The sequence below is a fragment of the Psychromonas marina genome (assembly GCF_030161115.1).
GTDB lineage: Bacteria > Pseudomonadota > Gammaproteobacteria > Enterobacterales > Psychromonadaceae > Psychromonas > Psychromonas marina.
In genome coordinates this window covers 61602-74517 of record NZ_BSPQ01000026.1, presented here as the reverse complement: position 1 = coordinate 74517, position 12916 = coordinate 61602, and the positions used below count along the sequence as shown (strand labels likewise).

Sequence of the window (12916 nt, the reverse complement as noted above, 5' to 3'; positions counted from 1 at the left end):
ACTTATGGCTCAGTTCTTTAAAGCAGCACCTAAAAATAGTATAAAAAGTCGAATTTTGAAAAATGTCTTGGTAGAAAAATTAGATCACCAAGGTCGAGGGCTCGCTTTTTTCCAAAATAAACCTTTATTTATTGATGGTGCCTTAATTGGTGAGACGTTAGATGTTCAAGTGACAGAAAGCAAAAAGCGCTATAGCAAAGCAAACATTATAAAAATTAATCAAGCGAGTGAGTTACGCGTGCCCGCTGCTTGTCCACACTATGAGCAATGTGGTGGTTGTCATCTGCAACATACTACCCAAGATAATCAAATTAGCATTAAGCAGGCGGGTTTATTAGACCTGTTTACCCGCTTTGCTAAGCAAGCCCCTATTGAACTTGAACAAGCTGTTAAGTCCAATGAATGGGGTTACCGACGTAGCGCACGTTTTGGTGTGCAATATAATAGAAAATCAAAAAAAGTGGAGATGGGGTTCCGTCGTGCACTGAGCAATGACCTGATTGATCAAAAAGTATGTCCGGTATTGAAAGCACCGCTAGAGCTTTTAATCGTACCACTGAAAGAGCTGTTAAATAGTTTGACTAGCAAAGCTGATTTGGGCCATGTTGAAATGATTTGGTCAGATCAAGGCGTGGTGGTTTTACTGCGCCACCTAAAAGTTTTACCAAAAGGTGATGTGGCATTAATTACAGCCTTTTCAGAGCAATATCAGGTTAACTTCTATAGCCAACCAAATAAAAATGAACTTGTTTGTTTAACGGGTGACAATAAATTAAGTTACCAATTACCTCAATGGAACTCGACACTTAATTTCAATGCCACTGATTTTTTACAAGTTAATGAAGCGGTTAATCAACAAATGGTTGCACAAGCACTTACCTGGCTTGATGTAAATAAGCAAGATAAGGTATTGGATCTATTTTGTGGTTTAGGTAATTTTACCCTGCCAATTGCGACATTAGTTGAGTCTGTTGTTGGCGTAGAAGGGGTGCAAAAAATGGTCGATCGTGCCACTGATAATGCACAAGCAAACGGTATTAATAATAGTACTTTTTTTCAAGCCGATTTAAGTGCTGAACATTTGAGTAAACAACCTTGGGCAAGTTCATCGTTCAATAAAGTATTGTTAGATCCAGCACGCGCAGGTGCACTTGAGTCGATTCCCTTTATCTTATCGCTCAAGCCATCACATATTGTTTATGTTTCTTGTGATCCGGTTACCCTTGCAAGAGATAGTCAGTTATTATTGGAAAAAGGTTATAAATTAGATAAATTGGGTTTATTAGATATGTTCCCTCAAACTGGGCATATGGAATCTATGGCACTGTTTATAAAATAGTTTTTAATTGGTGTGTAACGGATTATTACACGCCTAACACGTTAAATTTGGAGTTTTTTAATGGTTTCAGTTCGTGACACACATTTTTTTCAAACTGCACAGAAAGATCCAACCAAGTGGGTAACCACGTTAGGGTTAAGCAATAATGATCAAAGAAGCCTATTAGAAAACTACGAAAAGATAATCACCCTGTGCACTGAGCCCGAGCAGCTGCCGCTATTAGAGCTGGGCACAGAGATGGTTGAAATCCTCGTTACTCTTAACATGGATATGGATACCCTTAACGCTGCGCTGATATTTCCGCTGTTAGATCATAACATCCTTACCCAAGAGCAGGTCAATGAGATGTGGCCTAAGCGCATCGCAAAATTGGTGAAGGGCGCAATGGATATGGAAGGCATCCGTGCGTTACAAAATCAAGGCTCGACTAAAATAGCTGCCTCTCAAGTTGATAATCTACGCCATATGTTATTAGCAATGGTCGAAGATGTCCGTGCTGTAGTGATTAAACTTGCTGAGCGTATCTGTTATCTACAGCAGATAAAAGGCGCAGATGAAGAGACTAAAGTATTAGTCGCGCGTGAAATATCCTCTATCTATGCACCTTTAGCGAATCGACTTGGTATTGGCCAGTTAAAGTGGGAATTGGAAGATCTTTCATTTCGTTATCTTCAGCCAGAAATTTACAAAAAATTAGCCAAACAACTCGCAGAAAAACGCATTGATCGTGAAAACTATATTCAAGACTTTGTTGGCAGAGTGCAAAACTCATTAACAGAGATGAGTGTCAACGGCAGTGCTTACGGTCGGCCAAAACATATCTATAGTATCTACCGTAAAATGCAGAAAAAAGAGTTACAGTTTGAACAACTCTTTGATGTACGTGCGGTCCGTGTAGTGGTCGAAAAACTGCAGGATTGTTATGCTGCGTTAGGGGCCATTCACACCATGTGGCACCATATTCCAAGTGAGTTTGATGATTATATTGCGAACCCTAAACCCAACGGCTATCAATCTATTCATACCGTTGTATTGGGAGATGAAGGCAAAGCGATAGAGGTACAGATTCGTACTCAGCAGATGCATGAAGACTCAGAGCTAGGCGTCGCTGCGCACTGGAAGTATAAAGAGGGGAGTGCCGGTGGAAAATCTGCCGGTGGTTACGAAGAAAAGATTGCATGGTTACGTAAACTACTCGCATGGCAAGAAGATATTGCAGATAGCGAAAACTTAGTCGATGAATTACGTAGTCAGGTATTTGATGATCGTGTTTATGTGTTTACACCAACAGGTGAAGTGGTAGATCTTCCAGCAGGATCAACACCCTTAGACTTTGCCTATTATATTCACAGCCAAGTTGGACATCGTTGTATTGGTGCAAAAATAGCGAACCATATCGTACCTTTCACTTATAAGCTTAAAACTGGCGATCAAGTTGAAATATTGACTCAAAAAGAGTCTAACCCGAGTAGAGATTGGCTTAACCCTAATCTTGGTTATCTCAATGCACCACGTGCACGACATAAAGTAGCGACTTGGTTTAGAAAACAGGATCGAGATAAAAATATTCAAGCAGGGCGAGAGCTGTTAGAGGCTGAGCTAGCAAAGGTAAAACTGAAACTCACTGATGTGTCACCAGCCATTGAGCGCTTTAATGTCAGTAGTGACGATGATATTTTTGCTGGCATCGGTAATGGTGATCTGCGTTTAAATCAGTTGGTGCACTTTTTAGATGGGCATCATCACCAACAAACATTAGAGCAACAGGATCTTGCTGCACTTGAAGCATTAGAGAAGCGAAAACAGAGTTTTACGCAAAAGCCGACGGGTAATAATATTATTATCGATGGTGTGGGTAACTTAATGCATACCATTGCGCGTTGTTGTCAGCCGATACCTGGTGAGCCTATCGAGGGGTATATTACCCAAGGGCGCGGTATATCAGTACATCGTAAGTCTTGTGAGCAACTTGCAGATCTTCGTGATGTGCATCCTGAACGCATTATTGAAGCGAGCTGGGGAGAGTCTCACTCATCTGGTTACTCATTAACACTGCGTCTTGAAGCGATGGATAGAAGCGGCTTGTTAAAGGATATTACGACACTACTTTCTAATGAAAAAGTGAATGTTCTTGGTGTTAATAGTATGACCAATATTAAAAATCAATCGGCGACCATTGATCTTAATTTAGAGGTTTTTAACAGTAAAGATATCGTTAAATTAGCGAAGAAATTACAACAACTCAAAGATGTGACTGCGGTTAGACGTTTATAATACTGATTAGTCGAGAAGAATAAAAAAGGTGAATCAGTGATTCACCTTTTTTGTGCTTGTTTTTAACTACCGCACTGTTTACGGTAGCCAACAAAAGGCAACGGAAAACGGCCTGCTAAATATTGGTTAGCATGAACAATGCCGACCAACATACTCAATACAAAGGCGAGTATAATGTTGGTACCACCGCCAATGCTTGCTATTGCCGGGCCCGGACAGAAACCTGCCAACCCCCAACCTGCACCAAAAATAATCGCGCCCCAAATAAGCGTACCATCTATGGTGGTATTGGTTGTCCAAGTAAATGCATCCCCGCTAATTGCTGTTTTGCGTTTTTTGATAACAAGGTGGTAGATAGGTGTGAATACCGCTAACGCGCCCCCCATCACAAACATTAAGCTTGGATCCCAATCACCTGTGACATTTAAGAAACCGATCACCTTAGTAGGATCAACCATACCAGAAATAATCATGCCCGCACCAAACAGTGCGCCAGAAATAAAGCCAATTAATATTCTTATTTTTTTCGATTTAGACATCTTAAACGGCTCCAAATAAACTGCGAACAAACACCATGACAATCGCTGAAGCCATAAATGCGATGGTTGCATAGATCGAACGTTTAGAGAAACGTCCCATGCCAATAATACCATGACCGCTAGTACAGCCATTGCCTAAGCGGGTACCAAAACCAACTAACAAGCCAGCAAACGAAACTAATAAAATATTTTCACCACTAATATCTGGTAGTGAAAAACCTAATGGAGCGACGATTAATACGCTTAAAACCATGCCCGTTAAAAAGGCTGCTCGCCAACTCGATTCATGTTTTTTAGGGCTTAATAATCCGCCAATTACACCGCTTATCCCTGCGATTTTCCCACTGAATAGCATCAATAATGCTGCCGAAAGACCAAGTAAAGCTCCCCCAGCTAATGATGTCCAAGGTGTAAAGTTTTCCATTAATGACTCCTACTATATTATTTTAAAAATGTTATTCACTAGGGCAGAAAGCGTTTTGTAGTGCACTCAATAACACATTAACGCGCTGATCGTCGATTGAGTAAAAAACCTGCTGGGATTCTTTACGAATTTTAACCAAGTTATTTTTACGCAGTACGCCAAGGTGTTGTGAAAATGCAGACTGGCTAAGCTTGGTATGTTCTCTTAATTCAGAAACACCCATCTCACCACCCGATAACAGGCATAAAACTACCATACGGTCTTTATGTGCCATTAATTTTAATAGTTCGCTGACTTCTGATGCTTTGTCATGAATTAGTGCTAATTTATTTTCCATATGTCGTCCTTTATTAATATCTTTAAATAATACATTTTGTACTGTTTTGTATCAAGCTAATTTAGATAAATATTAATTAGACTTTTCTAATTTAGGGGGTTATTATTTATCTGTTGATGATTAATTCGTACAAAAAATAGGGAGAATAAAATGACAATTGAAAATGGTATTAAAGTGCTAGCGGGCTCGATGGTATTACTATCAGTAGTATTAACGCAGTTTGTACACCCTAATTTTATCTGGTTAACCGTGTTTGTTGGCGCCAACCTTTTGCAAAGTGCCTTTACGGGTATCTGTCCTGCGGTATTTTTCTTAAAAATACTCGGCTGCAAAGCAGAAACGGATAAATAACCTGTATCAAGTGAGCAGCGCTATCATTTATTGATAGCGCTTATATTATTTTCAATTTTTATTTTCAAGCTTTATAAACTTTTATTCAGGAAAAATTATGTCTAAAAAAATCTTAATCATTGGTGGCGTTGCCGGTGGCGCATCAGCCGCTGCACGTGCTCGTCGTCTTGATGAATCTGCACAGATTATTGTCTTTGAGCGTGGTCCACACATCTCATTTGCCAACTGTGGTTTGCCTTATCACATTGGTGGGGAAATTGAGCTGCGTGAAAAGCTACTATTACAAACCCCTGAAAGCTTTAATAGTCGTTTTAATGTCGATATTCGTGTTCAAAATGAAATTTTAGCGATTGATAAACAGGCTAAAACCGTCACTGTGCGTGATATTGTTGCAGATAAAGAGTACACAGAATCATACGATGCGCTTATCTTAAGCCCGGGAGCGGGTCCTTTTGTACCGCCTATTTCTGGTGTACGTAACCACTTAACGCATACACTGCGTAACGTGCCAGACATGGATGCGATCATCACTTCAATTGAGGTTAATAAACCGCAACATGCAACCGTCTGTGGCGGTGGTTTTATCGGTCTAGAGATGGCTGAAGCCCTGCGTCACCGTGATATAGCTGTCACCTTAGTTGAGCTTGCTCCACAGGTAATGGCGCCGGTTGATATTGAGATTGCTAACGTATTACATGAAGAGCTGAAGCAGCATAATGTAGACCTTAAATTAGGCAAAGCATTACAGGCAGTTGCTGAAACAACAGTGAGTGATAGCTCTCTGACGCTAACACTAAATGACGGTTCTACGCTAGAAACGAACCTGCTTATTATGGCAGTTGGGGTAAAACCGGAAACCGCATTAGCAGTGCAAGCAGGTCTTGAACTCGGTGATTTTGGTGGCATTAAAGTGAATGATGCGATGCAAACCAGTGATGAGTCTATTTTTGCGGTTGGTGATGCGATTGAAACTGCTGAGTTTGTTACCGGTGAAGCGATGCTTGCACCCTTAGCGGGACCTGCAAATCGCCAAGGTCGTTTGGCGGCCAATGTGATTTTTGGTAGTGATGAAACCTACAAAAAAACACAGGGTACCGCTATCTGCAAAGTATTTGACCTTGCGGTTGCCTCTACCGGTATGAATGAAAAAACATTGCTGCGTAAAAAAATGCCTTATGAAAAAGTTTACGTCCACGCGATGAGTCATGCGAGTTATTACCCTGGTGCGCATCCAGTGAGTTTAAAACTGCTATTTAACCCTGAAAACGGCAAAATATTAGGCGCACAAGCGGTGGGTAAAGATGGCGTTGATAAACGCATCGATGTACTTTCTGTTGCACAACGCGCAGGTTTAACTGTGTATGACTTGCAAGATTTAGAGTTATGTTACGCACCACCCTTTGGCTCTGCACGTGATGTGGTTAACCAAGCTGGTTTATTAGCAAGCAACGTAATGAAAGGCGATGAAGTGGTATTCCACAGCGCGGATATTAAGCAACTCGCTGATAATCAACTGTTGATTGACGTACGTACTGAGCACGAAGTGGATAACATGGGAATGATCCCTGGCGCAATTAATATCCCAGTTGATGACCTACGTGCAAACCTATGTAACATTGATAAACAGAAAGAGATTTTAGTTTATTGTCAGGTAGGGTTACGTGGTCATGTTGCATCAACGTTATTGAAAAACAGTGGTTATAAGGTGAAAAATTTAACCGGTGGTTTTAAAACGTGGAAAGCCTTTAACTATTAATTTCACGGCATGAATAAAAAAAGGGAAGCATTGCTTCCCTTTTTAGTCATTCATTCAAATATTATTTCTAGAAGAATACTTTATAGTTAAACCAAACTGATTTTTCAGTTGCTAGGTCTAGACTGTTATTCTTGTGTTCAAAATTAGTACTTGTTCTATCGAACTTTACTTGTCCCCACGTTTTACCATCGCTAGAAAGAGGAGTAGAAACCATTAATGTTGATTTCAAGCTTGTCATTTCTAGGTCACCATTTAGGTACGTTAATTCTGGGTATGCAGCAATAAATGTACCGTCTTCACCCGTCTTCCATACCGCATAAAATGCAGCAGAAGCACCAGTAATTCCAGTATCGTCTAAATGAATACCTGCACCTTTAAGCTGTGCAGAATCATTATTGTATTCACCGGCTAATACCGCACCACGAGCAAACATAGTAAATGCGTCAGATGAAGTACGGATCATAGCGATACCACCTAATGCTACACTGGTAAAAGTATCATTATTAATGATATCAACAGAGGCTGCCGCACGTGGTGTTGTCGCGTTATTAAAGCTAAATACGTGGAAGTATTGAAGACGTGCATCTTTATAAGCACCATCTTCATCAATAGTCCCTTCTAATAAGGTCATTGCTGTTTGACCGTTATCAAAAGCGTACGATAATGAACCGGTTAATTTAACATCGCCTTTACTGCTTAAACCAACAATAGCAGTGGTGCTTGCGCGCGTCATATCTGAAGCATCAATCTCTTCTTCTTTTTCTGCTAGTGCAAACGGTGCAACTACGCTTAGAGCCAGTGCAGTACCAAATAATTTTTTAAATGTCATATTATCCCTGGGGGTATTGTTAAGTCATGTTTACATGAAAATTAGTAATTTGAACACCGCATTAATTTTTACTTATCGAAGTTCGATAAGATGTTGTAATCAATACAGGTATGAAAATAGTGGCCAACAGGAAGTTATCGCTAGTTGGCCTTGGAAATAGGTTGGGAGCCTATTTCATATCTTTAACGAAGCCACGGATATAACCAGCAACATTATGTTTTTCAATACGGTTACTGAACCATACTGCAACGGTGTTTTTATCAGGAGAGATATACAAGCCTTGGCCACGCATACCACCTTTATAAAGGTCGCCATCTTTAAATACAGCGTCAAATTGGTAACTACCACCAATTGGCTCGTCTGGGAACATGCCAACGAATCCTGTGTGCGCAGGGCTTACTTTGTAAACACCAGGTTTAACAGAATCTTGGATATGCTTAAGCATAGAATCTGGAACGATTTGTTGTTTAGCTGTCGCTGACCATGAATCTGTGAATAACATTGCAAAACGTGCCATATCTTCGATATTAGAGTTGAACAATCCGTGTGATACTTCATAACCATCTGGTGTTAATGTGAAGTAAGAATCACCTGTCATACCCGCTTTCGCCCAAACTCTTTCTTCAAATATTTCTGAGAAAGTTTTGTTTTCAACTGTTGATGCGAGTAGCGATAACATTTGAGTATTCGCTGAGCTATATTCAAACGCTTGACCAGGTGCTTTAGCTTTAGGGATATTGATTAATGTGTTGTAGTAATCTGGTACTTGACCCACTTCTGCTAACATCATTTGTGTGATCCAAGCTTTAGGGTTAGATCGAACTGAATCATTTTCTTCGTGATCCATACCTGATTGCATGTTGAGCACGTCAATAACTGCAACATCTCCCCAGTCTTTACCTTCTAAATCAGGGATGTAGGTTTTTAATGGTTTGCTTACGTCGATCTTACCTTCAGCTTCTAGCATCGCGATGATAAGTCCAGCAGTTGGTTTTGCATTACTCATCCATACATGTTTAGTATTTGCTGGAATATTGTTATGTTCAAAAATAACTTTGCCATCTTTAACGATCATCATTGAGTTTACTGATGGATCTTCGCCGTTGATTAGGTCATCTAATTTTGTATCATTGAAAGTCGCATTGTATACCTGTTGTGCATCAATAGGCGCTCTTTCAAGTGGCATTGCAATGCCTGCTTTTTTGACTGATGAAGTTGGCATTACTTGGTCAAGGTTTTCCCAGTACCAAGAAGCTTGCTTGCTTGGAACCATAAAACTTAACATACTAAAATCGTCCATGTAATGTTGACGTTCTTCAGTTGTAATCGCAGTTGCACTTGTACTGAATGCAACAATTGCTGCAAGTAAACTTTTCTTAAGCATAGGTAACCCCTTGATAAAATACGTTGTATGCTAGGAGTTTATGGTACAGGGGGGCTTAACTCCCTATCATTTTACGACATAGTTTTATAATTGATGGGTTGTTTATTTATTAGGCGCGAGTAATAAAAAAATAAACTTACTTACAGCGCTCAACGTATTGGATAGGTGTCAAACCGGTCTGTTTTTTCATTGCTCGGGTGAGATTTGCTGCTTCTGTATAATGAAGCTGCATTGCGATGCTATTAACACTATCGCCTTGTAGCAGAAGTTGTTTTGCTTTTTTTATTTTGACACTGTTCAAGTAATCTCTAAATGAACTGCCATCATCACTAAACAGTCGTTGAATCGTTCGCTCTGAAAGTCCAAATAAGTGTGCGAGTAAATCTAAATTAAAACCCTTTAGTTCCCATAGTGCGTTGATAACAATTTTAATTTGTTGCAGCGCTTTTGTTGAAGAAGCAAAGCTACCATTATTAATAGATAATTGAGCATCGTTAAGGTTGTAACTGATAGGGATATAACTTTTATCCAACCCACATAATACTTTCCCTAGTCGGGTGTTTTTCGCAAGTAAAGCGGTGTCCGCAATATTGGGTTTTAGGGCAATATAATCAGGTTTCCACTGTGCGCCATTGTATTGCTTCATAAATTTTAGGATTCTTGCAGTTGTAAACAAGTGTGAATGTTGGAACCCTCGATGTGATGGCAGTAATGCACTGGTGTGATAAATACGCAATTCACTATTGACATAAGCAAGCTCACATTGAAAATGTGAGCCCTGTAAATGTTGTAATTGCACCACACTTACCAAGCAGCCTAATAGTGATTGTTTGTTATTAATGAGTGCGATAAGTTCAGGGTGTATATCCATCATCTTTTTATCGGAGCTACCTGAGATAAAACCGATATCATCTGATTCTGTCATTCGTGCACTTGAATCGAGAATATGACCTAAGGAGTAGGAAGGTAAGTGGAGTTGTGGATTGCCTAAAAGAAGATCATCAAAGGTTTGATTGCCAAGGCCAAGTTGGCTGGTAATTTTTTTGGGATCTTTGCCATGTTGTTCCATCATATCTAAAAACGGCAATACTATCGAAGCACGACCTAGGGCATATTTACGTGGCATATTGTTTTCCTCTAGCAAAGCCTGTAGCAAAAAACGATACGTAAATCCCTGTAACAACGTATTGCTGTTGTAAGTGTCGTGATATCAAACCCATCAATCAACCGATCACTTATGTTGGTCTAAAGTAGACCGATTAATTAATCCATTAGGTCTTATACGAAGTCTATTGGGTCTACATCAATCGACCACCTTACTTTACGCCCTTCCGGCAACTTATCTAGTGTTGGTAGCGCTTGATGTAAGGTTTTACTGATTAAAGCACGATGGTCTGCCTGTAATAGTAATTGAAAACGGTATTTCCCAGCACGGCGCTCCATTGAGGCAGGAATTGGCCCCAATACAAATAAGCGACGCTCTATTTTATTAAGCTGCGTAATCTGTTCGATAACCTGTTTACACAAGCCTAAAAAACTTTCAGCGAGTGTCGCATTATCAGATTCACAGCGCAATAACGCTTGGAAAGAATAGGGTGGTAATTGTGCCATTTGACGTTCGGTTAACGCGTGACGCGAAAAATCTTGGTAGCCACTATTAACCAACTCTTGTAATAGATCGTGCTCTGGATGATGGGTTTGTAAGATCACTTGCCCGCGTTTTTCTGCACGACCAGCACGCCCCGAAACTTGTGTATAGAGTTGTGCTAAACGTTCACTGGCGCGGTAGTCATTACAAAACAGTGCGCCATCCACATCAATCAGTGCAACTAAGGTAACATCCGGAAAGTGGTGCCCTTTAGCGAGCATCTGCGTACCTAACAGTATTTTATATTTACCGTTGTTAATATCGGTTAAATACTGATTAAAGCTCTCTTTTTTACGCGTATTATCGCGGTCAATGCGCACCGTTGGGTATTCAGGAAAGAGCTGATTTAAACTCTCTTCTAACTGTTCAGTACCTACACCGGTTGAGATAAGTTGTGTTGAGCCACAATCGTTACATTGGTGCGGGATTGGCAGTGTTGAAGCACAATGATGACAGTGCAAATAATTAGCCGATTTATGATAGGTATAAAAGGCATCACAGCGGCCACATTTGACTAACCAACCACATTCATGACACATCAATACAGGTGCATAACCACGGCGATTCAAAAATAGAATCACTTGGTTGTTCTTCTCAAGGTGTTTACCCATCAACTCTACCAGTTGTGGTGATAACCCTGATTGCAGTGGCAAGCCGGCTAAATTAATTAAACTGCTGCTCGGTGGTTTGGCGTTACCGGCACGTTCTGTGAGGTGAAGATGCTGATATTTACCCTGCAAGGCATTATGTAGTGTTTCAAAAGCAGGGGTCGCAGAGCCTAATAAAATGGGAATTTGCTCTAAATGGGCACGTTTGATAGCGAAATCACGCGCATGGTAACGAAAGCCATCTTGCTGTTTGAAGGAAGCATCATGCTCCTCATCTAAGATGATCAGCCCTAAATCTTTAAAGTCACTAAAAATAGCACTACGTGTGCCGATGATAATGGCTGCACTACCTTGTTTAGCATGACACCAACTATCCAGTTGCTCACGGGAGTTAAGTGCAGAGTGCTTGAGATAGATAGGCACATTAAAGCGTTGTTGGAAGCGTTGTATTGTTTGTGGCGTGAGACCAATTTCTGGCACGATGATCAGTACTTGCCTGCCCATCTGTAAAACGGGTTTGATAATATTAAGGTAAACCTCGGTTTTACCGCTGCCGGTTATCCCCTCTAATAAAAAACAATTAAAGGTTTGGTTTTGCTGGTTAACCGCTGTGATCGCAAGTGCTTGCTCACTGGTTAAGTTAGGCTTTTCGGTGCTTTCTTCGAAATCATCAACCCAATTAAGATTAACCTGTGGCTGCTTATCAATGGTTTCTAAAACACCTTTATCTTGCAATGCCTTGAGCGTTACCCGAGTGATACCTTGTTCTTTTAAGCTGCTGCTGGATAAGCATTGCTCACCTAATAGGGTTAATGCTTGATGTTGTTTTTTAGCACGCTTAAAGTCGTCGATGTTAAGTGATTGTTCACTAACCTGCCAATGTTCGCTGCCTTTAAAAGTGGCTTCTTTACCTTGGCGTAACGCGGTTGGGATAGCTTGCTGATAAACATCACCAAAGGGGTGCTGATAATAGAAAGATGCCCAATTTAGCAGTGACCACAGTTTTTCACTCAATAGCGCAGAATGATCAATTAACTGAGTTATTTTCTTGAGTTTGGCAATATCATAATCAAGCTCTGGGTTCACTTCACAAATGATACCTACCATCTGTCTTTTTCCACCAAAAGGCACTCGAACGCGGCAGCCTACTAACTGTTGTTCAGACCCAAGGAAGTCTGCTGATAAGTATTTAGGTAGTAGATAGTCAAATTGTTTGTGCAGTGGAATCGCTAATGCGACACGACAAATTATTGCTTTAGTCATCGGCTTTCATCAAAACGGAAAAAGCCATTGTAGCGTTTTTCAGCAAGTCGATAATAGATATTTATCTAGAAAGTGTCTCGATAGTTATTTTCATGTCTCAGGCGTATTGCTTTATATCACTGGTGTCTATTTTTCTTTCCAAAAGAGACGTTAAATAGAGAGAT

Annotated in this window: 11 protein-coding genes; 4 read left to right on the top strand and 7 right to left on the bottom strand. The window is 40.4% G+C overall.

Features of this window, described 5'->3' with window-relative positions; translation table 11 throughout:
- The first annotated feature begins 4 nt into the window (after positions 1-4).
- Both rlmD and relA read left to right on the top strand, forming a co-directional pair.
- Positions 5-1339: a 23S rRNA (uracil(1939)-C(5))-methyltransferase RlmD gene (rlmD, locus tag QQK09_RS18505; protein WP_284205671.1), complete on the top strand. Its 1335-nt coding sequence runs from the start codon at positions 5-7 to the stop codon at positions 1337-1339.
- Between the two features lie 60 nt (positions 1340-1399).
- Positions 1400-3613 carry a GTP diphosphokinase gene (relA, locus tag QQK09_RS18500; protein WP_284205670.1) on the top strand — a complete coding sequence of 738 codons (2214 nt, stop codon included), beginning with the start codon at positions 1400-1402 and terminating at the stop codon, positions 3611-3613.
- 62 nt (positions 3614-3675) lie between these two features.
- On the opposite strand, the gene QQK09_RS18495 is transcribed toward relA, so the two are convergent.
- Genes QQK09_RS18495 through QQK09_RS18485 form a run of 3 tightly spaced genes read right to left on the bottom strand, consistent with a single transcriptional unit; the run spans position 3676 to position 4913 of the window.
- Positions 3676-4152: a YeeE/YedE family protein gene (locus QQK09_RS18495; RefSeq protein ID WP_284205669.1), complete on the bottom strand. Its 477-nt coding sequence runs from the start codon at positions 4150-4152 to the stop codon at positions 3676-3678.
- A 1-nt stretch (position 4153) separates the two neighbouring features.
- Complete coding sequence (locus tag QQK09_RS18490; RefSeq protein WP_284205668.1) at positions 4154-4576, bottom strand: YeeE/YedE family protein; 423 nt, start codon at positions 4574-4576, stop codon at positions 4154-4156.
- A 31-nt stretch (positions 4577-4607) separates the two neighbouring features.
- Positions 4608-4913, bottom strand: coding sequence for an ArsR/SmtB family transcription factor (locus tag QQK09_RS18485; protein WP_284205667.1), 306 nt, complete (start codon positions 4911-4913; stop codon positions 4608-4610).
- Between the two features lie 150 nt (positions 4914-5063).
- Here QQK09_RS18485 and QQK09_RS18480 point away from each other — a divergent pair, with 150 nt between their 5' ends.
- Both QQK09_RS18480 and QQK09_RS18475 read left to right on the top strand, forming a co-directional pair.
- Positions 5064-5264 carry a YgaP family membrane protein gene (locus tag QQK09_RS18480; protein ID WP_284205666.1) on the top strand — a complete coding sequence of 67 codons (201 nt, stop codon included), beginning with the start codon at positions 5064-5066 and terminating at the stop codon, positions 5262-5264.
- Positions 5265-5361: 97 nt separating this feature from the next.
- Complete coding sequence (locus QQK09_RS18475) at positions 5362-7020, top strand: FAD-dependent oxidoreductase (RefSeq protein WP_284205665.1); 1659 nt, start codon at positions 5362-5364, stop codon at positions 7018-7020.
- A 67-nt stretch (positions 7021-7087) separates the two neighbouring features.
- Here the strand turns inward: QQK09_RS18475 and QQK09_RS18470 are convergent, their stop codons facing one another.
- The 4 genes from QQK09_RS18470 to priA all read right to left on the bottom strand — a co-directional run bounded on the left by QQK09_RS18470 (position 7088) and on the right by priA (position 12752).
- Positions 7088-7849 carry a hypothetical protein gene (locus QQK09_RS18470; protein ID WP_284205663.1) on the bottom strand — a complete coding sequence of 254 codons (762 nt, stop codon included), beginning with the start codon at positions 7847-7849 and terminating at the stop codon, positions 7088-7090.
- A 169-nt stretch (positions 7850-8018) separates the two neighbouring features.
- Positions 8019-9233 (bottom strand): serine hydrolase domain-containing protein, encoded by a 1215-nt coding sequence (locus tag QQK09_RS18465; protein WP_284205662.1) that lies wholly within the window; start codon positions 9231-9233, stop codon positions 8019-8021.
- 136 nt (positions 9234-9369) lie between these two features.
- Positions 9370-10359, bottom strand: coding sequence for a helix-turn-helix domain-containing protein (locus QQK09_RS18460; protein WP_284205661.1), 990 nt, complete (start codon positions 10357-10359; stop codon positions 9370-9372).
- A 152-nt stretch (positions 10360-10511) separates the two neighbouring features.
- Positions 10512-12752: a primosomal protein N' gene (priA, locus tag QQK09_RS18455; protein WP_284205660.1), complete on the bottom strand. Its 2241-nt coding sequence runs from the start codon at positions 12750-12752 to the stop codon at positions 10512-10514.
- Positions 12753-12916 lie beyond the last annotated feature (164 nt).